Source organism: Pseudomonas asiatica, from assembly GCF_009932335.1.
Taxonomy (GTDB): domain Bacteria; phylum Pseudomonadota; class Gammaproteobacteria; order Pseudomonadales; family Pseudomonadaceae; genus Aquipseudomonas; species Aquipseudomonas asiatica.
Genome location: NZ_BLJF01000001.1, coordinates 2,986,841 through 3,009,375 on the forward strand (window position 1 = coordinate 2,986,841; position 22,535 = coordinate 3,009,375).

Here is a 22,535-nt window from a genome sequence, read left to right on the forward strand (position 1 = left end):
GTCCGTGCCACTCGCCAGCTTGCCGGCAGGCCCGAGAAATCGTGGCGTGTCGCAAGCTCACCGATTTCCATTAGCCACGCCCGCTCACGCGGGCCAACGAAGAACTTTGAACAATGGCCACTATCCACGTAGACGGCAAAGCGCTCGAAGTCAACGGTGCAGACAACCTGTTACAGGCCTGTCTGTCGCTCGGCCTCGACATCCCTTATTTCTGCTGGCACCCGGCGCTTGGTAGCGTTGGCGCCTGCCGGCAGTGCGCGGTCAAGCAGTACACCGACGAGAACGACACCCGCGGTCGTATCGTCATGTCCTGCATGACCCCTGCCTCCGACGGCACCTGGATCTCCATCGACGATGAAGAGTCCAAGGCGTTCCGCGCCAGCGTCGTCGAATGGCTGATGACCAACCACCCGCACGACTGCCCGGTGTGCGAGGAAGGCGGTCACTGCCACCTGCAGGACATGACGGTAATGACCGGCCACAACGAGCGCCGCTACCGTTTCACCAAGCGTACCCACCAGAACCAGGACCTCGGCCCGTTCATCGCCCATGAGATGAACCGCTGCATCGCCTGCTACCGTTGCGTGCGCTACTACAAGGACTATGCCGGTGGTACCGACCTGGGCGTTTACGGCGCCCACGACAACGTGTACTTCGGCCGCGTCGAAGACGGCGTGCTGGAAAGCGAATTCTCCGGCAACCTGACCGAGGTCTGCCCGACCGGCGTGTTCACCGACAAGACCCACTCCGAGCGCTACAACCGCAAGTGGGACATGCAGTTTGCCCCGAGCATCTGCCACGGCTGCTCCAGCGGCTGCAACATCAGCCCGGGCGAGCGCTACGGCGAACTGCGTCGGGTGGAAAACCGCTTCAACGGCTCGGTAAACCAGTACTTCCTGTGCGACCGTGGCCGCTTCGGCTATGGCTACGTCAACCGCAAGGATCGCCCACGCCAGCCACACCTGGCCGACGGCACCAAGCTTGGCCTGGACGCCGCCCTGGACAAGGCCGCCGACCTGCTGCGCGGACGTACCATCGTCGGTATCGGCTCGCCACGCGCCAGCCTGGAAAGCAACTACGGCCTGCGTGAGCTGGTCGGTGCCGAGTACTTCTACTCGGGTATGGAAGCCGGCGAACTGGCCCGCGTACGCCTGGCCCTGAACGTGCTGAACAACAGCCCGCTGCCGGTCCCGACCCTGCGCGACATCGAAGACCACGACGCCGTGTTCGTGCTCGGTGAAGACCTGACCCAGACCGCTGCCCGCGTCGCCCTGGCCGTGCGCCAGGCCACCAAGGGCAAGGCCGAGGCCATGGCCGAAGCGATGAAGGTGCAGCCGTGGCTCGACGCCGCCGTGAAGAATATCGGCCAGCACGCGCTGTACCCGCTGTTCATCGCTTCGCTGGCTGAAACCAAGCTGGACGACGTCGCCGAAGAATGCGTGCACGCCGCCCCGGCCGACCTGGCCCGCATCGGTTTCGCCGTGGCCCACGCCATCGACCCGAGCGCCCCTGCCGTCGAAGGCCTGGACGCCGAAGCGAAAGCCCTGGCCCAGCGCATCGCCGACGCCCTGGTCGCGGCCAAGCGCCCACTGGTCGTAGCCGGTACCTCGCTGGCCGACCCCGCGCTGATCGAAGCCGCCGCCAACATCGCCAAGGCGCTGAAGCTGCGCGAGAAGAACGGCTCGCTGAGCCTGGTGGTGCCTGAAGCCAACAGCCTCGGCCTGGCCATGCTCGGTGGCGAGTCGGTCGATGCCGCGCTGGACGCGGTCATCAGCGGCAAGGCCGACGCCATCGTCGTGCTGGAAAACGACCTGTACGCCCGCGTACCGGCCGCCAAGGTCGATGCAGCCCTGGCCGCGGCCAAGGTAGTGATCGTTGCCGACCACTCGAAAACCCCGACTGTCGACCGCGCCCACCTGGTGCTGCCGGCCGCCTCGTTCGCCGAAGGCGACGGTACCCTGGTCAGCCAGGAAGGCCGCGCCCAGCGCTTCTTCCAGGTCTTCGACCCGCAATACCTGGACAGCAGCATCCAGATCCACGAAGGCTGGCGCTGGATGCACGCCCTGCGTGCCACCCTGCTGAACAAGCCGGTCGACTGGACCCAGCTGGATCACGTCACCAGCGCCTGCGCCGAAGCCGCCCCGCAACTGGCCGGTATCGTCAACGCCGCGCCAAGCGCCGCGTTCCGCATCAAGGGCATGAAACTGGCCCGTGAGCCGCTGCGCTACTCCGGCCGTACCGCCATGCGCGCCAACATCAGCGTGCACGAGCCGCGTACTCCGCAAGACAAGGACACCGCGTTCGCCTTCTCCATGGAAGGCTACTCGGGTTCGGCCGAACCGCGTCAGCAAGTGCCGTTCGCCTGGTCGCCGGGCTGGAACTCGCCGCAAGCCTGGAACAAGTTCCAGGACGAGGTCGGTGGCCACCTGCGTGCAGGTGACCCGGGCGTACGCCTGATCGAACCGCAAGGCGACCGCCTGCACTGGTTCAATACCATTCCGGGCGCCTTCAACCCGGCCCGTGGTACCTGGACTGCCGTGCCGTTCTTCCACCTGTTCGGCAGCGAAGAAAGCTCCTCGCGCGCCGCACCGGTACAAGAGCGCATCCCGGCAGCCTACGTGGCCCTGGCCAAGTCCGAAGCCGATCGCCTGGGCGTCAACGACGGTGCCCTGCTGAGCCTGAACGTTGCCGGTGTGGCTCTGCGCCTGCCGCTGCGTATCAATGAAGAGCTGGGCGCTGGCCTGGTCGCGTTGCCGAAAGGCCTGGCCGGCATTCCGCCTGCCATCTTCGGTGCATCCGTCGAAGGTCTGCAGGAGGCAGCACAATGAGCTGGTTCACCCCCGAAGTGATCGATGTGATCCTGACCGTGCTGCGGGCCATCGTGGTCCTGCTGGCGGTGGTGGTCTGCGGCGCGCTGCTCAGCTTCGTCGAGCGCCGCCTGCTGGGCTGGTGGCAGGACCGTTACGGTCCGAACCGCGTCGGCCCGTTCGGCATGTTCCAGATCGCTGCCGACATGCTGAAGATGTTCTTCAAGGAAGACTGGAACCCGCCCTTCGTCGACCGCGTGATCTTCACCCTGGCACCGGTAGTGGCCATGAGCGCCCTGCTGATCGCCTTCGTGGTCATCCCGATCACCCCGACCTGGGGCGTCGCCGACCTGAACATCGGCCTGCTGTTCTTCTTCGCCATGGCCGGCCTGTCGGTCTACGCGGTGCTGTTCGCCGGCTGGTCGTCGAACAACAAGTACGCCCTGCTGGGCAGCTTGCGCGCCTCGGCACAGACCGTGTCGTACGAAGTGTTCCTGGGCCTGGCGCTGATGGGCGTGGTGGTGCAGGTGGGTTCGTTCAACATGCGCGACATCGTTGAATACCAGGCCCAGAACCTGTGGTTCATCATTCCGCAGTTCTTCGGCTTCTGTACCTTCTTCATCGCTGGCGTCGCCGTGACTCACCGTCACCCGTTCGACCAACCCGAAGCGGAACAGGAACTGGCCGACGGCTACCACATCGAGTATGCCGGCATGAAATGGGGCATGTTCTTCGTCGGTGAGTACATCGGCATCATCCTCATCTCGGCGCTGCTGGTAACCCTGTTCTTCGGCGGCTGGCACGGCCCGTTCGGCATCCTGCCGCAACTGTCGTTCCTGTGGTTCGCGCTGAAGACCGCGTTCTTCATCATGCTGTTCATCCTGCTGCGCGCATCGATCCCGCGCCCACGCTATGACCAGGTGATGGACTTCAGCTGGAAGTTCTGCCTGCCGCTGACCCTGATCAATTTGCTGGTGACCGCTGCGATCGTGCTCTACAACACGCCAGCCGTCGCGGCCCAGTGAGGATTTGACCCATGTTCAAGTATATCGGCGACATCGTTAAGGGCACCGGCACCCAGCTGCGCAGCCTGGCAATGGTGTTCTCCCACGGGTTCCGCAAGCGCGACACCCTGCAGTACCCCGAAGAACCCGTGTACCTGCCGCCGCGCTACCGCGGCCGCATCGTCCTTACCCGCGACCCCGATGGCGAGGAGCGCTGCGTAGCGTGCAACCTCTGCGCGGTGGCCTGCCCGGTCGGCTGCATCTCGCTGCAGAAGGCCGAGACCGAGGACGGCCGCTGGTATCCGGAGTTCTTCCGCATCAACTTCTCGCGCTGCATCTTCTGTGGCCTGTGTGAAGAAGCGTGCCCGACCACCGCGATCCAGCTGACTCCGGATTTCGAAATGGCCGAGTTCAAGCGTCAGGACCTGGTGTACGAGAAAGAAGATCTGCTGATCTCCGGCCCCGGCAAGAACCCTGACTACAACTTCTACCGTGTTGCCGGCATGGCAATCGCTGGCAAGCCGAAGGGCTCTGCACAGAACGAAGCCGAGCCGATCAACGTGAAGAGCTTGCTCCCATAAGGACAGAAAGATGGAATTCGCTTTCTACTTCGCATCCGGGATCGCCGTGGTCTCCACCCTTCGGGTGGTGACCGGCACCAACCCCGTGCACGCCTTGCTTTACCTGATCATTTCGCTGATTTCCGTGGCCATGATCTTCTTCGCCCTGGGTGCGCCGTTCGCCGGCGCCCTGGAAGTGATCGCCTACGCCGGCGCCATCATGGTGCTGTTCGTGTTCGTGGTGATGATGCTCAACCTCGGGCCGGCTTCGGTCGCCCAGGAACGGGGCTGGCTCAAGCCCGGTATCTGGGCCGGGCCGGTGATCCTCGCCGCCCTGCTGCTGCTGGAGCTGCTGTACGTGCTGTTCGTCACCCCGAGCGGCGCCGGCATCAGCGGTACCACCGTGGGCCCGAAAGAAGTCGGCATCAGCCTGTTCGGCCCTTACCTGCTGGTGGTCGAACTGGCTTCGATGCTGCTGCTGGCCGCGGCCGTCACCGCCTTCCACCTGGGCCGCAACGAGGCGAAGGAGTAAATCATGGGTGCTATCCCTCTCGAGCATGGTCTGGCGGTCGCCGGCATCCTGTTCTGCTTAGGTCTGGTTGGCCTGATGGTCCGCCGCAACATCCTCTTCGTGCTCATGAGCCTGGAAGTCATGATGAACGCCTCTGCCCTGGCGTTCGTCGTCGCCGGTGCCCGTTGGGTCCAGCCCGATGGCCAGGTGATGTTCATTCTGGTGATCAGCCTGGCAGCCGCCGAGGCCAGTATTGGCCTGGCCATCCTGCTGCAGCTGTATCGCCGCTTCCACACTCTCGACATCGATGCTGCCAGTGAGATGCGCGGATGAACCTTCTCTTCCTGACTTTCGTCTTCCCCCTCGTCGGCTTCCTGCTGCTGTCGTTCTCGCGCGGGCGGTTCTCGGAGAACCTGTCCGCCCTGATCGGCGTCGGCTCGGTAGGCCTTTCGGCCGCCACCGCCGCCTACGTCATCTGGCAATTCAATGTCGCCCCGCCTGAAGGCGGCGGGTACAGCCAGCTGCTGTGGCAGTGGATGTCGGTGGACGGCTTCGCGCCGAACTTCACCCTGTACCTGGACGGCCTGTCGGTCACCATGCTCGGCGTTGTCACCGGTGTCGGCTTCCTGATCCACCTGTTCGCTTCCTGGTACATGCGTGGCGAAGCCGGTTACTCGCGCTTCTTCGCGTACACCAACCTGTTCATCGCCAGCATGCTGTTCCTGGTGCTGGGCGACAACCTGCTGTTCATCTACTTCGGCTGGGAAGGCGTGGGCCTGTGCTCGTACCTGTTGATCGGTTTCTACTACAGCAACCGCAACAACGGTAACGCGGCACTCAAGGCATTCATCGTCACCCGTATCGGCGACGTGTTCATGGCCATCGGCCTGTTCATCCTGTTCGTCCAGCTGGGTACCCTGAACGTGCAGGAACTGCTGGTGCTGGCACCGCAGAAGTTCCAGGCTGGCGACACCTGGATGGTGCTGGCAACCCTGATGCTGCTGGGTGGTGCGGTCGGTAAATCGGCCCAGCTGCCACTGCAGACCTGGCTGGCCGACGCGATGGCCGGCCCTACTCCGGTCTCCGCGCTGATCCACGCGGCAACCATGGTGACCGCGGGCGTGTACCTGATCGCCCGTACCAACGGCCTGTTCCTGCTGGCGCCGGACATCCTGCACCTGGTAGGGGTGGTCGGTGGCGTGACCCTGGTACTGGCCGGCTTCGCCGCGCTGGTGCAGACCGACATCAAGCGTATCCTCGCCTACTCGACCATGAGCCAGATCGGCTACATGTTCCTGGCCCTGGGCGTTGGCGCCTGGGACGCGGCGATCTTCCACCTGATGACCCACGCCTTCTTCAAGGCCCTGCTGTTCCTTGCCTCCGGTGCGGTGATCGTTGCCTGCCACCACGAGCAGGACATCTTCAAGATGGGCGGCCTGTGGAAGAAACTGCCGCTGGCCTACGCCAGCTTCGTGGTCGGTGGCGCTGCCCTGGCTGCCCTGCCGATCGTGACCGTGGGCTTCTACTCCAAGGACGAGATCCTCTGGGAAGCCTTCGCCAGCGGCAACACCGGCCTGCTGTACGCCGGCCTGGTCGGTGCGTTCATGACCTCGCTGTACACCTTCCGCCTGATCTTCATCGCCTTCCACGGCGAAGCCAAGACCGAAGCCCACGCTGGCCACGGCATCAGCCACTGGCTGCCGCTGGGCGTGCTGATCGTGCTGTCGACCTTCGTCGGCGCCTGGATCACCCCGCCGCTGGCAGGTGTGCTGCCTGAAAGCGCCGGCCACGCCGGTGGCGAAGCCAAGCACGCGCTGGAGATCACTTCGGGCGCCATCGCCATCGCCGGTATCCTGCTGTCGGCCCTGCTGTTCCTGGGCAAGCGCCGCTTCGTCAGCGCCGTCGCCAACAGCGGTATCGGTCGTGTCCTGTCGGCCTGGTGGTTCGCCGCCTGGGGCTTCGACTGGATCTACGACAAGCTGTTCGTCAAACCTTACCTGCTGATCAGCCACATCCTGCGCAAGGATCCGGTTGACCGCAGCATCGGCCTGATTCCTCGCCTGGCTCGCGGCGGCCACGTCGCCATGAGCAAGACCGAGACCGGCCAGCTGCGCTGGTACACCGCTTCGATCGCCGTTGGCGCAGTGCTGGTACTCGGCGCTGTGGTAGTGGCCGCGGTATGACCATGAACCTTGCGAACCTTGCGACCCTGCAAAAGGAAACGAACCCGTCATGATTTTGCCTTGGCTGATCCTGATCCCCTTCATCGGCGGCTTCCTGTGCTGGCTGGGTGAGCGCTTCGGCGCCACCCTGCCGCGCTGGATCGCGCTGCTGACCATGTCCCTTCTGCTCGGCATCGGCCTGTGGCTGTGGGGTAACGGCGACTACACCCTGGCCCCCGCTCCGGGCGCCGAGCCTGCCTGGGCCCTGGAATACAAAGTCCAGTGGATCCAGCGTTTCGGCATCAGCATCCACCTGGCCCTCGACGGCCTGTCGCTGCTGATGATCCTGCTCACCGGCCTGCTCGGTGTGCTGTCGGTACTGTGTTCCTGGAAAGAGATCCAGCGTCACGTCGGCTTCTTCCACCTCAACCTGATGTGGATCCTTGGCGGCGTGGTCGGTGTGTTCCTGGCGCTGGACCTGTTCCTGTTCTTCTTCTTCTGGGAAATGATGCTGGTGCCGATGTACTTCCTCATCGCGCTCTGGGGTCACAGCTCGTCGGACGGCAAGAAGACCCGGATCTACGCGGCGACCAAGTTCTTCATCTTCACCCAGGCCAGCGGCCTGATCATGCTGGTGGCGATCCTCGGCCTGGTGCTGGTCAACTACACCAACACCGGCGTGATCACCTTCAACTACAGCGACCTGCTCAAGGCCGAACTGCCAGCCGGTACCGAATACCTGCTGATGCTGGGCTTCTTCATCGCCTTCGCGGTGAAGCTGCCGGTGGTGCCGTTCCACTCCTGGCTGCCTGACGCTCACGCCCAGGCACCGACCGCAGGTTCCGTGGACCTGGCCGGTATCTTGCTGAAGACTGCGGCCTACGGCCTGCTGCGCTTCGCCCTGCCGCTGTTCCCGAACGCTTCGGCCGAGTTTGCGCCAATCGCCATGACCCTGGGCCTGATCGGTATCTTCTACGGTGCCTTCCTGGCCTTTGCGCAAACCGACATCAAGCGCCTGGTCGCCTTCTCCAGCGTCTCGCACATGGGCTTCGTGCTGATCGGTATCTATTCCGGCAGCCAGCAGGCCCTGCAAGGCGCGGTGATCCAGATGCTGGCCCACGGCCTGTCCGCTGCCGCGCTGTTCATCCTGGCCGGCCAGCTGTACGAGCGCTTGCACACCCGTGACATGCGCCAGATGGGTGGCCTGTGGCACCGCATCGCCTACCTGCCAGCCATCAGCCTGTTCTTCGCCGCCGCCTCCCTGGGCCTGCCCGGTACAGGCAACTTCGTCGGCGAGTTCCTGATCCTGATCGGCAGCTTCGCCAGCGTGCCTTGGATCACCGTGATCGCCACCACTGGCCTGGTGTTCGGTTCGGTGTACTCGCTGATCATGATCCACCGCGCCTACTTCGGCCCGGCCAAGACCGACACCGTGCTGGCCGGCATGGACGGACGCGAACTGATCATGGTCCTGGGTCTGGCGGTACTGCTGATCCTGCTGGGCGTGTATCCGCAGCCGTTCCTCGACACCTCTGCCGCCACCATGAGTGGTGTGCAGCAGTGGCTCGGTTCCGCTTTCACTCAACTCGCTTCGGCCCGGTAAGAGCGCTATGGAATTCACCACTCAACACTTCATCGCATTGGCGCCGATGCTGATCACCACCATCACCACGGTGGTGGTGATGCTGGCGATCGCCTGGAAGCGCAACCACTCGCAGACCTTCCTGCTGTCCACCGTGGGCCTCAACCTGGCCCTGCTGTCGATCCTGCCGGCGCTGAAGGTTGCGCCGCTGGCGGTCACCCCGCTGATCACCATCGACAAGTTCGCCTGCCTGTACATGGCGATCATCCTGGTGGCGACGCTAGCCTGCGTCACCCTTGCCCACGCCTACCTCGGTGAAGGCTCCAAGGGTTTCCCGGGCAACCGTGAAGAACTGTACCTGCTGCTGCTGATGTCGGCCCTCGGTGGCCTGGTGCTGGTCAGCGCCAACCACCTGGCCGGCCTGTTCATCGGCCTGGAGCTGCTGTCAGTACCGGTCTATGGCCTGGTAGCATATGCCTTCTTCAACAAGCGCTCGCTGGAAGCCGGCATCAAGTACATGGTGCTGTCGGCCGCAGGCTCGGCCTTCCTGCTGTTCGGCATGGCCTTGCTGTACGCCGACGCCGGCAGCCTGAGCTTCGACCAGATCGGCAAGGCCCTGGCCGCCACCAGCATGCCAAGCCTGGTGGCCCAGCTGGGCCTGGGCATGATGCTGGTCGGCCTGGCCTTCAAACTGTCGCTGGTACCGTTCCACCTGTGGACCCCGGACGTGTACGAAGGCGCCCCGGCACCGGTCGCCGCCTTCCTGGCAACCGCCAGCAAGGTTGCGGTGTTCGCCGTTGTCGTGCGTCTGTTCATGCTCTCCCCTGCTGCCAGCAGCGGCGCGCTGAGCACCGTACTGGCGGTGATTGCCGTGGCCTCGATCCTGATCGGCAACCTGCTGGCACTTACCCAGAGCAACCTCAAGCGCCTGCTCGGTTACTCGTCCATCGCCCACTTCGGTTACCTGGTCATCGCCCTGGTCGCCAGCAAGGGCCTGGCCCTGGAAGCCATGGGCGTGTACCTGGTCACCTACGTGATCACCAGCCTGGGCGCATTCGGTGTCATCACCCTGATGTCCTCGCCTTACGGCGGCCGTGACGCCGATGCATTGTACGAGTACCGCGGCCTGTTCTGGCGCCGTCCGTACCTGACTGCGGTACTGACCGTGATGATGCTGTCGCTGGCGGGTATCCCGCTGACCGCCGGCTTCATCGGCAAGTTCTACATCATTGCCACTGGCGTCGAGTCGCACCTGTGGTGGCTGGTCGGTGCCCTGGTGATCGGTAGCGCCATCGGCGTCTACTACTACCTGCGCGTCATGGTCACCCTGTACCTGGTCGAGCCGAACCTGCGTCGCCACGACGCCCCGCTGAAGTGGGAACAGCGCACCGGCGGCGTCATGCTGCTGGCCATCGCCATTCTCGCCTTCGTGCTGGGTGTGTACCCGCAACCGCTGCTGGAAATGGTCCAGCAAGCCGGCCTGCAACTGATCGGCTGATCGCCTCGGCAAAACAAGACACCCCGCTTATGCGGGGTGTTTTTTTATCTGCACGCTTTTATCCGTGAGCATGAAGGCTTATTCACCAGGATTGTCCTGGACGGCCCCCGGCAGCGCTGCCTTGCGTAAATCACCGTTGGCCGAAGGCAGGTACACTTCCGGGTTGGGCATGCCGCTGGGCGAGAGCTCATGGGTCATCTCGAACTCGGCACGCACCGACCAGCCACAGGCCTCGTTGGTGCATTGCAAATAGGCGATCCGCAGGAAAATATGACGCCCTTCACTGGTGCGTATACGCATCCGGCTGTGGCAATGCGGGCAAACCAGCTTGTATGTACTCACGGCAAGTACCTGCAAGCATTGTTCGGGCTTACCTTCTGTGAGAATAGTCGTCCGGTTTTGTCAGTATTGGCTGCATATATAGGTGTATTCTTCAGTTTGATGCTTCTCATTGCAGGAATGCTCCTTAAAACGCAGGGCTGTATTCATAACGAGTAGTTTAAGCCCATGGAATATCATTAAACCAGTCATGGATATTTGTTATGAGTACCCACGTACTTGCTTCGGTGCTGACCAGGCTGAAGCTTCTGACCGCTACGGAATCTGACGCCGAGCTGTCCAGAGCGCTCTCGATCAGCCCGCAGACATTGAGCAGCTGGAAGGTGCGCGACAGCATTCCTTATTCACTTTGCATAGACATCGCCAGGCAGTATGCATGCTCACTGGACTGGCTTCTGCTGGGTGAACCCGAACGACATCGCGCAGGCCTGGACGACGAAGGCTGGGAACAGGACATGCTCGCGCGCCTGCGCACCCTGTCGCTTGCCGATCGCCAAGCCGTTCTCCTGCTGGTTCAGGACAAGCAACGCATCCAGCAGCTGGAGCGGCAATTGAGCGCGCTGACCAGTCGCTCGCCCAATGCCGCCAGCGGCTAGCCCCGGCGGCGCCAGCGCTGGATGAGTTCACGCGGGTCCAGCGTATCCAGCCAGACCATCACCTTGAGGCTGATGGGGATCACCACCACGGCAGCCACGAACCCCGCCATGCCACGGCTCAGCAAGGGCACCAGTGACGAAACCAGCGGCTCGAACAGATGGCCAACCCCCACGGTCACGAACACCAACAAGAGTTTCTTGCCCAGCGTCAGGCGCCTGGCCGTGTTGGTGATCAAGCGGTCGCGCGCCGCACTCACCAGCAAAGCCCCCAGCAGCGCAGCGAACAGGACATTGCCATCCACGCCCAGCAACTCCACCAGCGCCGGGGCCAGGCTGTCGACAACAGATTTTTCAGTCATGGGCAGCCCCTCGGTGTGCGGCGGGCAGGTAGGCGGTCGAGCCCAGGTTACGCATGACCGCGGCTTCGACAAAGCGGATGTAGCACACCCGCAATGCACGCCCGTGGTCATGCCCGGCCACATCCTCGAGGCGCTTGTAGCCCCGTTCTCGCAACACCGCGCGCCAGCGCGCAAATTCGCGTGCCGCGTCGATGGCAGCGCAGCGTGCGGCCACTTCCAGCACAGCCTCACTGACAGGCCGCTTCAGGTTCAGGCGCTCACGCAGCCTGTCCAGTTCCACCCGTGGCCAGAAGGGGTCATGGCAATCGGCAAAACGCCGTAACCGAGGATCGTTGCCCATGCTTCACCCCCTCACTGCTCGGCCAGCATGCCGTAGCGAATGGCCTTGATCACCGCAGCCACCCGCGTGGGCACATCGAACTTGCGCAGGATGTTCGACACATGGAAGTTCACCGTCGATTCCTTGCATTCCAGGATCTGGCCAATCTCCCACGAGCTCTTTCCGTAGGCACACCACAACAGCACTTGCCGTTCACGTGGCGTCAGGCGAACCGGGGCGTCCGCCAGGGGTTGCTGCGAGTGTCGTGCGTTGTCAGTCATGTTTGAACTCCACGGGTGATTGAGCGAGGCATCGCTGCCGGTCTGCAATCACCTTACGAAGCGCAGGTCGCCCTGCTCCATCGCTGCGGCTTGTAAAGAACTTTCGTACAAAACCGTCTGACGAAGGTTGCGCGATATTTGTCGACTTTCCTCGTGCTCCAAGCGGCATTTCGCTCGTCTCAACGCCGTTGTCCATTCGCCTTTCGCCTGGAGTCGTACAATGCGTTGCGTTTTGCCCCCACCATCCTGCCTCGGCCTGCTGGCTGCTTTCGCTGCCTCCCAGCCCGCCCTGGCGGCACCTCCGGTCGAGTTGGGCCAGGTGCTGATTACCGATGAGGAGCAGAACGACCTGACTGCAGCCAGCGAACGCCTGCACGAAGTGCCGGGCGCAAGCAACCTGGTGGACATGCAGCGCGTGGGACAAGGCCGGGTTGCCAGCAACCAGGATGTACTGGCCTACCAGCCCGGGGTATTCGCCCAATCGGCGGGCAACGATGGCATCAAACTGTCGATCCGCGGTTCGGGCATCAACCGCGCACCGGGGGCCCACGGTTCCGGGGTGTACACGATGTTCGATGGCCTGCCCCTGACCGGCCCGGGCGGCACGCCCTACGAGCTGTTCGAGCCGCTGTGGCTTAGCCGTGCCGAAGTGCTGCGCGGCGCCAACGGCTTCGACCAGGGTTCCCTCGCCCTGGGCGGTGCGATCAACTACGTCACCCACACCGGCTACGACGCCGCGCCGCTGCAGGTGCGCTACGAAGTCGGCAGCCGCGGCTACCAGCATCGGCACATCAGCTCGGGGCAGGTACTGGGCAACCTCGACTACTACGTGGCCCTGACCGATTCGGAATATGACGGCTACCAGGCGCACAGCAGCGGCAGTGCCAAGGGTGTGGCGGCCAATGTCGGCTACCGCTTCAACCCGAACCTGGAAACCCGCTTCTACCTGCGCTACCGGGAAACCGAGAACGAGTTGGCCGGGCGCCTGACCAAGGAACAGATCAAGCACCACCCCCGCGCCGCGAACCCGGCCTACCTGGCCCGCGACGACAGCCGCCCGCAACCGGGCAGTACCTGGGTGGGCAACAAGACCACCTTCTACCTCGACGACGATGCGCTCCTGGAAGCTGGCCTGGTCTACCACGACTACCCGATGGACCTGCGCGAAGGCCCGATGCGCCTGAAGGTGGCCTATACCGATGTGAGCGGCACCTTGAACTACTTCCGCCGTGACACTTTGTTCGGCCACGAGAGCAAGACCACCGTCGGCTGGCGCACCACCAAACATCTGCCCAACAGCGGTGCTTCACAGTTCACCCGTAATGGCGACGTGTTCGGTGAGCGCATCCGTGACTTCACCTACCAGGGCTCGGACACCGTGCTGCATGTGGGCAATGACCTGGAGCTGGTACCGAACCTGTGGCTGACCACTGGCCTGGCGATGATCTATACCCGCCGTGAAAGTGATGTCACTTACCACCCTGCCGGGGGCGGCAAAGTGAGCCAGCATGACTGGGACTATGCACCACGCCTGGGGCTGCGCTATGACATCAGCCCGGACTTGCAGGTGTACGGCAACCTGAGCCGCTCGGTCGAACCACCCCATCCCTGGGCCCTGATCTGGAGTGCGCCCACAGCCAACCAACCGATCGAGATGCAAAACCAGACGGCCACCACACTGGAAATGGGTGCACGCGGCGAATCGGCATTGGGGCATTGGGACCTGGCGTGGTACTACTCGCAGGTTCGCCATGAATTGCTGGCGGTTGAGATCGTGCAAGGCGCTCCGGCCAAGGAATTCAACGCCAGCGCCACCGTGCACCAGGGCGTGGAAGCCGGCCTCGACAGTACCCTGTGGGAACGCGCCGGTACTGGCAGGCTGAGTTTGCGCCAGGCCTACACCTTCAGTGACTTCCACTACCGCGATGACGACAAGTTCGGCGATAACCGCCTGCCGGGCATCCCCATGCACTACTACCAGGCCGAGTTGCGCTATGACTGGCCGAGCGGTTTCTACGCCGGGGTGAACACGCAGATGGCGTCGAAGGTGCAGGTGGACTACGCCAACAGTTACCACGCCGATGAATATGCCTTGCTCGGCGCACGCCTGGGCTGGGATTCACCGAAGCAGGACTGGCAGACCTGGCTGGACCTGCGCAACCTGACCAACAAGCGTTATGCGGCGACGGTGACACCTGGCTACAACGATGCCGGAAAGGATGAGGCCCGTTCGACGCCAGGCGAAGGCTTTGGCGTGTATGCCGGGGTTTCCTACAGCTTCCGCTAGAACATGCCGCGCTCCGCTTCTGTAGGAGCAGCCTTGTGCTGCGAAGAGGCCGGTACAGATCCTATTGATGTGTGATTTGTACCGGCCTCTTCGCAGCACAAGGCTGCTCCTACAAAGAGACCGTCCATTCAACGATCGCGAATCAAACCGCCCTGTTCAACTTCACCCAGGAAGCGAACTTGTCAATAAACGCCTGCAAGAACGGCCGGGTCTTGTCATTGAGCTTGCCCGAATCCTCGAACAGGCTAGCCGCGCCGCCAATGTAGGCCTCGGGCATCTGCATGCACGGCATGTCCAGAAACACCAGCGACTGGCGCACGGCATGGTTGGCGCCGAAGCCACCAATGGCCCCCGGCGACACACTGGCCACCGCCGCCGGCTTGCCACTCCAGGCGCTTTGCCCGTAGGGCCGCGAGCCTACATCGATGGCATTCTTCAGGCCGCCAGGCACCGAGCGGTTGTACTCCGGGGTAACGAACAACACCGCATCACTGCGGCGGATCTCGTCGCGAAAACGCTTCCACGCGTCCGGCGCGTCGGCCTCGATATCCTCGTTGTACAACGGCAGATCACCAATCTCCACGATCTTCAGGGCAAGGCTGGACGGCGCCAGCTCCGAGAGTGCGCGGGCGACCTTGCGGTTGTAGGAGTCCTTGCGCAAGCTACCGACGACCACCGCTACCGAATACACCTGGCTCATGGCAATTTCCAACCTCTGCTGGGTAAAGGGACGTTGTAGTTATAGATGACCGTTCCTCGGCGCCTTGGTTTTTTTTCCACGGGGCGAAAACTTCCGACGCTGTTACACGGTCTATGCCTGCAGACATTTCCCACGTAATTCAGAGGTTTCCACCCAAATGGCAGCAGTAATGGTCGACCAATTCCACGCCCGTGACGCCGAAGGCCGCATCTACCCCGTGCACGAGTTCCAGGAGTCGACCCTGCAAACCGACGGCAGCACGCTGGGCGCGCCCATCACCACCTATCGCCTGGCCATCGGCGACAAGGTCAACCATCTGGGTGAAAACCGCTTCGAACTGGCGCGCAGCGGCGTCGAGATCATTCGCATTCCTTGATGCAGTCCACCGTGTAGCGGCCGCTTTCATTCTGCAGGCCGTGCACGTCGGCGACGAAACCTGGGAAGCCCTGGTTGAACGCCCGGGCGAAGGCCAGGTAATCGACTATCGAGCGGGTCGCCTCGGTAAACCGCTCCCCCGGCATGATCAACGGAATACCAGGCGGGTACGGCACCAGCATCACCGCTGCCACCCGCCCCAGCAGCGCCTCGATCGGCACCGCCTCCACCTCACCGCGCACCATCTGGTCATAGGCCCGGGCCGGGCTCACGGCTACCTCCGGCAAGCGCGTGAACAACCGTTTCAGTTGCTTGGCCGTGGCATTGGCGCGGTAGCAGCCATGCAACTGGTCGCACAGGTCGCGCAGGCCCATGCCCTGATAGCGCGAGGCATCGGCAGCCACCACGCTCGGCAGGCAGTTGCTCAGGGCGGTATTGCCGTCATAGTGGCGCTTGAACTCCAGCAACTCGGTGAGCAGGGTGCTCCACTTGCCCTTGGTGATGCCCATGGAGAACAGCACCAGGAAGCTGTACAGGCCGGTTTTCTCCACCACCAGCCCCCGCTCCCAGAGAAACTTGCTGACCACTGCCGCCGGGATGCCATGCTCGCCCAGTGCACCGCCCGCGCTCAGGCCCGGCATCACAAGGGTCACCTTCAGCGGGTCGAGCAGCACATAGTCATCCGCCACTTCGCCAAAGCCATGCCACTCCGCCCCCGGCTGCAGCAGCCAGTCCTGCGCGGCCAGGCGGTGGATGCCTTCGGCGCTCGGCGGCTGCCAGATGCTGAACCACCAGTCGTCGGCGGCGATGTGCTCGCGCAGGTTGGCCAGGGCACGGCGAAAGCTCAGCGCCTCGTCGAACATTTCTTGCAGCAGCGAACGCCCGGCCGGCCCTTCCATCATGGTCGAGGCCACGTCCAGCGAAGCGAGGATGCTGTACTGCGGCGAGGTCGAGATGTGCATCATGAACGCTTCGTTGAAGCGGTCACGGTCCAGCTGGCGCCTGGCCCCGTCCTGCACATGAATCATCGAGGCCTGGCTGAACGCGGCCAGCAGCTTGTGGGTGGAATGGGTGCTGAACACCAGCGGGCTGTCTGCCGCGCAGGCCGTGCCCATGGCATAGCGCCCGGTAAAGAACTCGTGGAATGCCGCATAGGCGAACCAGGCCTCGTCGAAGTGCAGCACCTCGACACTGGCGCCCAGGGTCTGCTTGATCAGCCCGGCGTGGTAGCACAGGCCGTCGTAGGTGGAGTTGGTCACCACCGCCAGCTTGATGCGCTGCCCGCGATCGCAAGCAAGAGGGTTGGCCTGGATCTTCGCCTGGATCGCCTCGGGGCTGAACTCGCTGAGCGGGATCGGGCCGATGATCCCGAGTTCGTTGCGCTCGGGGCACAGATAGAGGGGAATGGCACCGGTCATGATGATCGCATGCACCACCGACTTGTGGCAGTTGCGGTCCACCAGCACCAGGTCGTCGCGGCCGACCATGGCGTGCCAGACGATCTTGTTGGCCGTGGAGGTGCCGTTGATGACGAAAAAGGTGTGGTCGGCGCCAAAGTTGCGCGCAGCCCTGGCTTCGGCTTCGGCCAAGGGGCCGGTGTGATCGAGCAGCGAGCCCAGCTCCGGCACGGAAACGGACAGGTCCGAGCGTAGGGTGTTTTCCCCGAAGAACTGGTGAAAGGCCTGGCCCACTGGGCTTTTGCGATAGGCCACGCCGCCGCCGTGGCCCGGGGTGTGCCAGGAATAATTGGACTGCGCGGTGTGCTGCACCAGGGCCTTGAAGAACGGCGGCAGCAGGCCGTCCAGGTAGATATGTGCGGCACGCGCCACCTGGCGCGCAAGAAACGGCACGGTGTCTTCGAACAGGTAGAGGATGCCCCGCAACTGGTTGAGCTCGCTCATGGCTTCGGCGGGGGCGTTTTCCAGGGTTACTTGTTCGCCCAGGGCGAAAATCGGCAGGCTGGGGGCGCGCAGGCGGGCCAGGCGGATCAGCTCGGCCATGTTCTGCAGCAGGTGGGTATTCTCGCCGACGCCCTCGGCGGCAATCAGCATGCAGGCCAGGCCATGGTGGGTGGCAGCGACCAGGCAGGCCTCGGCATGGTCGGCGGCGGCGAGGACGGCAAAGCCGTCCTGGCGCAGTTCCTCGGCGATGCCCCGCACACGCTCGCCAGCGACGCTGTCAACCTTGATGGCGCGGTGCACGATGAGGATGGGGAACTTGAGGTCCTTGTACATCAGGTGGCTACCTCCGAAGGACATGGCGTCTATTTCAGGGTAGTAGAACCTGTGTGATCAGGACCGGTATCGCCTTCAAGACATGCGCAGGATCTGTAGGAGCAGCCTTGTGCTGCGAAGAGGCCATTTCTGCTGAAGAAGATCTGTTGCCCTAACGGCCTCTTCGCAGCACAAGGCTGCTCCTACAGGTACATCACCGGCTTCGGAACTTGTGATGAACCTGTGGGAGCGGGTTCACCCGCGAAAGGGCCGGAGCAGGCGAAAGATCAGCCAGCAGGTGTCTCGGTCAGAGCCTGCCACATGGATGGCCCACCCGCCGACTTGGCAATGGCCGCCAGGCGCTCGGCATGCGCTTCCAGCTCTTCGGCACTGGCCATGATCACTCGCCCTGGCACACGCCCGCTAATACGGCGAATCTCGCTGCCACCAGCACCCGACCCTTCATCCTCGGCTTCTGCCCCATGCGCGGCCAGCGACAGGCTGGTCTGGCCACCGGTCATTGCCAGGTAGACGTCAGCCAGCAATTCCGAGTCGAGCAATGCGCCGTGCAGCTCACGGCCCGAGTTGTCGATATCGTAGCGTTTGCACAGGGCATCCAGGCTGTTGCGCTGCCCCGGGTGGCGCGCGCGCGCCAGCAGCAGGGTGTCGAGGATGGTGCAGTGCTGCGAAATGTCCGCGCGGTCCTGCTGGCCCAGCAAGGCAAATTCGTTGTTGATGAAGCCAACGTCGAACGCCGCGTTGTGGATGACCAGCGTGGCGCCCTGGATGAACTCGAAGAACTCCTCTGCGACATCGCCAAAGCGTGGCTTGCCGACCAGGAAGGCATCGGTGATGCCGTGGACGTTGATGGCGCCCTCGTCACTCTCGCGGTCTGGCTGCAGGTAGACGTGGAAGTGCCGCCCGGTCAGGCGCCGGCCGATGACCTCGACACAGCCGATCTCGATGATCCGGTGGCCTTCGCTGACCGGCATACCCGTGGTTTCGGTATCGAGAATGACGAACCGTTTATCTTGCTGCTGCTCCACGCGGGGCGCTCCAACTTGCATCAGTTACAAAGGCCGGAATTGTACCCCAGCTCAACGCTTGGCGCGCACCTCATCGACCCCACGGTTGGCCAGCTGGTCGGCGCGTTCGTTGCCGGGGTGGCCGATATGCCCGCGCACCCACTTCCAGGTCACCTTGTGGCGGTTGACCTGCTCATCCAGCTGCTGCCACAGGTCGGCGTTCTTCACCGGCTCCTTGGCCGCGGTTTTCCAGCCGCGCTTCTTCCAGTTGGTCATCCATTCGTTGATGCCCTTCATCACGTACTGCGAGTCGGTGGTCAGCACCACTTCGCATTCGCGCTTCAGCGCCATCAAGCCCTGGATCGCGGCCATCAGTTCCATGCGGTTGTTGGTGGTTTCGCGTTCGCCGCCCCACAGTTCCTTCTCGACGCCCTTGTAGATCATAAGGACGCCCCAGCCGCCAGGGCCAGGGTTGCCCTTGCAGGCACCATCGGTAAACATCTCGACGCTTTCGCTCATGTACCACTCATGTTCAGTGCTTTTCAGTATCCGGGTTGGCCGCCGTGCGGTTGACCTTGGCAAGTGGCAGCGGCAGCAGCTTGCCCATCGGCTCGCGACGCTCCTGGCGCAACGGCCGCAGGCCCACCACCATCTTGCGCGCTACCAGCAGGTACACCCCGCCACCGGAACTCTGCCAGCCGCCAGCCACCCGTTCCCAGCCCGCCAGGCGCTGCTGCCAGGCCGGTGAGGCAAGCGGCGGACGATAGCACCCGAAGCGGCGTTTCTCCAGCGCGAAGCCCAGCAGGTTGAGCCAGTCGCCCACCCGTGACGGCGAGATGCAACGGGCCTTGCGCAGGGCGCCGTGGCTGAAGAAATGGCGCATGCCCCAGCTGCTCCAGGGGTTGATCCCGACGATCAGCAGGTGCCCGCCAGGGCGCACCGCGCTGGCCGCCTCGCGCAGCAGGCCGTGAGGCGAAAGGCAGAAATCCAGGCCATGCTGCAGCACCACCACGTCGGCGGCGTGCTCGCTCAGCGGCCAGGCCTGCTCCTCGCAAACAATCTCCACCCCCGGCAGCGGTGCACCGAGGCGCACGTTGCGCTGCACCTGGGGCGCGCTGGGCGGTGGCTCGGCGCAGGGCCCGTAGTGCACAAGGTAACCCCCGAAGAAGCGCCCGAGCTCTTCTTCCAGCAGTTTTTCCTCCTCCCTGAGCATCAGTTGGCCGAGTGGGCCGTTGAACCACTCACGGGCCAGGCTGATCAGCTTGACCCAGTCCGGGTCGGCCTGGGCAAAGGCTTGGTCGGTCATTGCGCTCTCCCTCGAAGGTTCTCGCACCGCGCCATCGCGGATAAGATGCCTTCATGTGCCACGCTAGGCGAATCGGATCCGCACCATGATACAGATCGATGCTCTCCCCGCTTTCTCCGACAACTACATCTGGTTGTTACAGGATACTGCCAAACGCCGCTGCGCGGTGGTCGATCCGGGTGACGCCGGCCCAGTGGAACGCTGGCTGTCGGCCAACACCGGCTGGGTGCTGAGTGACATCCTGGTCACCCACCACCACAACGACCACGTCGGCGGCGTGGAAAGGCTCAAGCAGCTGACCGGCGCCCGGGTCTGTGGCCCGGCCCACGAGCGCATTCCCTGCCGTGACCTGGCGCTGGACGAAGGTGACCAGGTGACCGTGCTGGACGTGACCTTCCAGGTGCTGGCCGTGCCCGGCCATACGCTGGGGCATATCGCCTTGTTCAGCGACCAGCCGGCAACGCCGGTGCTGTTCAGTGGCGACACGCTGTTCGCCGCCGGTTGCGGGCGCATGTTCGAAGGCACTCCCGAACAGATGCAGCCAGCCCTCGCCCGCCTGGCAGCCCTGCCAGAGCAGACCGAGGTGTACTGCGCCCACGAATACACCATGAGCAACCTGCGTTTCGCCAAGGCGGTGGAACCCGAGAACCCGCACGTTCAGCAGCGGTTCGAGGACGTTACCCGTTTGCGTGCCGAAAATCGCATCACATTGCCATCAACGATCGGTCTGGAGCGCCTGACCAACCCCTTCCTGCGCACCTCTGAAACATTAGTTAAACAAAAAGCAGACGAATGGAAGGGACATTCAAACCCCTCGCATGTCGCTGTTTTTGCTGCCTTGAGGTCTTGGAAGGACACCTTCTGATAACCTCAAGATATATCGCAAGCGATGGTCAAAGGTTGACCAGGCCCGGAGCGGTTCCTAGAATCGCCGAAATTTTTCGCCCGGAAACCTGTGTCAGCCGATGTCTTCACGTAGCCGCAGAACCTCTCATTCCGTCGCCCTGACGCGCCTGGCCCAAATCAGTGCGCTGGCCCTGGCCGCCACCTTGGTGGGCTGCCAGAGCACCCGTCAGCTCGACGAATCCGATAGCGTTCGCGCGCACAACTACCAGGCGCGGATCAAGCACAAGCCTTCACCGCTGCTGGTAAAGCCGGCCGAACAGGCACCACAGGACGTGTGGGAACGCATGCGCCAGGGCTTCGCCCTGCAGGACAACATCGACGTCAACCCGCGCATCGAGCAGCAGCGCCTGTGGTTCGCCAGCAATCCAAGCTTCATCGAAAGCGCCGGTGAGCGTGGCAGCCTCTACCTGCACTACATCGTCGAGCGCCTCGAAGAACGCGACATGCCGCTGGAGCTGGCCCTGCTGCCAGCCATCGAAAGCGCCTACAACCCGATGGCCTACTCGCGCGCCCATGCCGCGGGCATGTGGCAGTTCATTCCGTCCACCGGTCGTCACTTCAACCTGCGCCAGACCAACTTCTACGATGGCCGTCGCGACGTGACCGCCTCGACCAACGCCGCACTGGACTACCTCAGCCGCCTGCACGACATGTTCAACGGCGACTGGTTGCTGGCCCTGGCTGCCTACAACGCCGGCGAAGGCACGGTCAGCCGCGCCATCGAGCGCAACGAGCGGCTCGGCCTGCCCACCGACTACTGGAACCTGCCGCTGCCGCAGGAAACCCGCGACTACGTGCCCAAGCTGTTGGCCCTGTCGCAGGTGGTACTCACGCCGCAAGCCTATGGCGTGAACCTGAACCCGATCGCCAACGAACCCTACTTCGAGGCGGTGGCCGTCAACGACCGCCTGGACCTGTCACGGGTAGCGGCCTTCGCCAACATCGACGAGGACGAGCTGATCCAGCTCAACCCGGCATTCAAGAAGCGCATGACCGTGGACGGCCCGCAGCAGCTGCTGGTACCCACTGCCAAGGCGCAGCTGCTGAGCGACAGCCTGTCCAACCTCAAACCCGAGCAGCTGGTCAGCCTGCAGCCGAACAAGGCCGTGTTCGCCCGCGCCGTGGCCGAAGCCAAGGCCCCAGTGGCGGCGCGCAGCTACCGGGTCAAGCGCGGCGACAACCTGGGCGCCATCGCCAAGGCCAACCGCGTTTCGGTCAAGGACATCAAGCGCTGGAACCGTCTCTCCGGCAACAACGTGCGCGCTGGCCAGGTCCTGGCCCTGCGCGGCGGCAGCGCGCCGAGCGCTGCTGGCAATCGGGTAGCCGCCTCCGGGCAGCGCTCCACGCAGTACAAGGTACGCAAAGGCGATTCGCTGTACCTGGTGGCCAAGCGCTTCAACGTGGAAATGAAACACCTCAAGCGCTGGAACCCGCGCAGCGGCCATGCCCTGAAGCCAGGCCAGACCCTGACCGTCTACCTCTCGCATTGATCCCCGCCTACCGCATTGACGCGGTGGCTGTAGGAGCGGCCTTGTGTCGCGATAGGGCTGCGCAGCAGCCCCAGATTATTGGAGGTGATGCCGATATCGCTGGGGCTGCTACGCAGCCCGATCGCGACACAGGGCCGCTCCTACAGCTACCGCGTCATTCCCATTGGACAGAAGCAGGCACGCCCGCCAACCCCACCTTCAAAACCTCTCTTTTT

General features: G+C 63.5%; 22 protein-coding genes. 13 read left to right on the top strand and 9 right to left on the bottom strand.

Going from position 1 to position 22,535, the window contains the following annotated elements; all coding sequences use genetic code 11:
* Window positions 1-113 precede the first annotated feature (113 nt).
* Genes nuoG through nuoN form a run of 8 tightly spaced genes read left to right on the top strand, consistent with a single transcriptional unit; the run spans window position 114 to window position 10,124 of the window.
* On the top strand, window positions 114-2,828 hold the full coding sequence (nuoG, locus tag GYA95_RS13860) for an NADH-quinone oxidoreductase subunit NuoG (protein ID WP_015271054.1): 2,715 nt from the start codon (window positions 114-116) through the stop codon (window positions 2,826-2,828).
* Window positions 2,825-3,832, top strand: coding sequence for an NADH-quinone oxidoreductase subunit NuoH (gene nuoH, locus GYA95_RS13865; RefSeq protein ID WP_003251440.1), 1,008 nt, complete (start codon window positions 2,825-2,827; stop codon window positions 3,830-3,832). Before nuoG ends, nuoH begins: the two co-directional genes overlap by 4 nt.
* Window positions 3,833-3,843: 11 nt before the next feature.
* Window positions 3,844-4,392: an NADH-quinone oxidoreductase subunit NuoI gene (nuoI, locus tag GYA95_RS13870; protein WP_003251442.1), complete on the top strand. Its 549-nt coding sequence runs from the start codon at window positions 3,844-3,846 to the stop codon at window positions 4,390-4,392.
* 10 nt (window positions 4,393-4,402) lie between these two features.
* Window positions 4,403-4,903, top strand: a complete 501-nt coding sequence (gene nuoJ / locus GYA95_RS13875; protein WP_003261007.1) for an NADH-quinone oxidoreductase subunit J — start codon at window positions 4,403-4,405, stop codon at window positions 4,901-4,903.
* Between the two features lie 3 nt (window positions 4,904-4,906).
* The gene (gene nuoK / locus GYA95_RS13880) at window positions 4,907-5,215 is read left to right on the top strand and encodes an NADH-quinone oxidoreductase subunit NuoK (protein ID WP_003251446.1); all 309 of its coding nucleotides are present in this window, start codon (window positions 4,907-4,909) and stop codon (window positions 5,213-5,215) included.
* Window positions 5,212-7,065, top strand: a complete 1,854-nt coding sequence (gene nuoL, locus GYA95_RS13885) for an NADH-quinone oxidoreductase subunit L (protein ID WP_015271055.1) — start codon at window positions 5,212-5,214, stop codon at window positions 7,063-7,065. Before nuoK ends, nuoL begins: the two co-directional genes overlap by 4 nt.
* 49 nt (window positions 7,066-7,114) lie before the next feature.
* Window positions 7,115-8,647, top strand: coding sequence for an NADH-quinone oxidoreductase subunit M (nuoM, locus tag GYA95_RS13890; protein ID WP_015271056.1), 1,533 nt, complete (start codon window positions 7,115-7,117; stop codon window positions 8,645-8,647).
* Between the two features lie 7 nt (window positions 8,648-8,654).
* Window positions 8,655-10,124 (top strand): NADH-quinone oxidoreductase subunit NuoN, encoded by a 1,470-nt coding sequence (nuoN, locus tag GYA95_RS13895; RefSeq protein WP_013973390.1) that lies wholly within the window; start codon window positions 8,655-8,657, stop codon window positions 10,122-10,124.
* A 78-nt stretch (window positions 10,125-10,202) separates the two neighbouring features.
* Here the strand turns inward: nuoN and GYA95_RS13900 are convergent, their stop codons facing one another.
* On the bottom strand, window positions 10,203-10,466 hold the full coding sequence (locus tag GYA95_RS13900) for an Ogr/Delta-like zinc finger protein (protein WP_023662582.1): 264 nt from the start codon (window positions 10,464-10,466) through the stop codon (window positions 10,203-10,205).
* 200 nt (window positions 10,467-10,666) lie between these two features.
* Here GYA95_RS13900 and GYA95_RS13905 point away from each other — a divergent pair, with 200 nt between their 5' ends.
* The gene (locus GYA95_RS13905; protein WP_003261013.1) at window positions 10,667-11,059 is read left to right on the top strand and encodes a helix-turn-helix domain-containing protein; all 393 of its coding nucleotides are present in this window, start codon (window positions 10,667-10,669) and stop codon (window positions 11,057-11,059) included.
* Here the strand turns inward: GYA95_RS13905 and GYA95_RS13910 are convergent.
* From GYA95_RS13910 to GYA95_RS13920, 3 genes are read right to left on the bottom strand one after another with little or no spacing between them, the layout of a single operon-like run.
* Complete coding sequence (locus GYA95_RS13910; RefSeq protein WP_015271057.1) at window positions 11,056-11,418, bottom strand: hypothetical protein; 363 nt, start codon at window positions 11,416-11,418, stop codon at window positions 11,056-11,058. The two genes, GYA95_RS13905 and GYA95_RS13910, sit on opposite strands and share 4 nt — an antisense overlap.
* Window positions 11,411-11,758: a head completion/stabilization protein gene (locus GYA95_RS13915; RefSeq protein WP_015271058.1), complete on the bottom strand. Its 348-nt coding sequence runs from the start codon at window positions 11,756-11,758 to the stop codon at window positions 11,411-11,413. Before GYA95_RS13915 ends, GYA95_RS13910 begins: the two co-directional genes overlap by 8 nt.
* Window positions 11,759-11,769: 11 nt before the next feature.
* Entirely contained in the window at window positions 11,770-12,018 is a 249-nt protein-coding gene (locus GYA95_RS13920) for a helix-turn-helix domain-containing protein (protein WP_003261017.1), read from the bottom strand.
* Between the two features lie 220 nt (window positions 12,019-12,238).
* On the opposite strand from GYA95_RS13920, the gene GYA95_RS13925 reads away from it, so the two are divergent.
* Entirely contained in the window at window positions 12,239-14,305 is a 2,067-nt protein-coding gene (locus tag GYA95_RS13925; protein WP_015271059.1) for a TonB-dependent receptor family protein, read from the top strand.
* 142 nt (window positions 14,306-14,447) lie between these two features.
* On the opposite strand, the gene chrR is transcribed toward GYA95_RS13925, so the two are convergent.
* Window positions 14,448-15,005: a class I chromate reductase ChrR gene (chrR, locus tag GYA95_RS13930; RefSeq protein ID WP_015271060.1), complete on the bottom strand. Its 558-nt coding sequence runs from the start codon at window positions 15,003-15,005 to the stop codon at window positions 14,448-14,450.
* A gap of 157 nt (window positions 15,006-15,162) precedes the next feature.
* On the opposite strand from chrR, the gene GYA95_RS13935 reads away from it, so the two are divergent.
* Window positions 15,163-15,381, top strand: a complete 219-nt coding sequence (locus GYA95_RS13935) for a hypothetical protein (RefSeq protein WP_015271061.1) — start codon at window positions 15,163-15,165, stop codon at window positions 15,379-15,381.
* On the opposite strand, the gene GYA95_RS13940 is transcribed toward GYA95_RS13935, so the two are convergent.
* The 4 genes from GYA95_RS13940 to GYA95_RS13955 all read right to left on the bottom strand — a co-directional run bounded on the left by GYA95_RS13940 (window position 15,365) and on the right by GYA95_RS13955 (window position 19,924).
* Window positions 15,365-17,614, bottom strand: a complete 2,250-nt coding sequence (locus tag GYA95_RS13940) for an Orn/Lys/Arg family decarboxylase (RefSeq protein WP_161551476.1) — start codon at window positions 17,612-17,614, stop codon at window positions 15,365-15,367. The genes GYA95_RS13935 and GYA95_RS13940 overlap by 17 nt on opposite strands.
* Before the next feature lie 266 nt (window positions 17,615-17,880).
* Window positions 17,881-18,639, bottom strand: a complete 759-nt coding sequence (gene dnaQ, locus GYA95_RS13945) for a DNA polymerase III subunit epsilon (RefSeq protein ID WP_015271063.1) — start codon at window positions 18,637-18,639, stop codon at window positions 17,881-17,883.
* Between the two features lie 51 nt (window positions 18,640-18,690).
* Window positions 18,691-19,137, bottom strand: a complete 447-nt coding sequence (gene rnhA, locus GYA95_RS13950; protein WP_003261021.1) for a ribonuclease HI — start codon at window positions 19,135-19,137, stop codon at window positions 18,691-18,693.
* Window positions 19,138-19,150: 13 nt separating this feature from the next.
* Window positions 19,151-19,924 carry a class I SAM-dependent methyltransferase gene (locus GYA95_RS13955; protein WP_013973399.1) on the bottom strand — a complete coding sequence of 258 codons (774 nt, stop codon included), beginning with the start codon at window positions 19,922-19,924 and terminating at the stop codon, window positions 19,151-19,153.
* 85 nt (window positions 19,925-20,009) lie between these two features.
* Between GYA95_RS13955 and gloB the strand changes: the two genes are divergently transcribed.
* Complete coding sequence (gene gloB / locus GYA95_RS13960; RefSeq protein ID WP_015271064.1) at window positions 20,010-20,789, top strand: hydroxyacylglutathione hydrolase; 780 nt, start codon at window positions 20,010-20,012, stop codon at window positions 20,787-20,789.
* A gap of 100 nt (window positions 20,790-20,889) precedes the next feature.
* Window positions 20,890-22,320, top strand: coding sequence for a lytic transglycosylase domain-containing protein (locus GYA95_RS13965; RefSeq protein WP_015271065.1), 1,431 nt, complete (start codon window positions 20,890-20,892; stop codon window positions 22,318-22,320).
* Window positions 22,321-22,535: the final 215 nt, after the last annotated feature.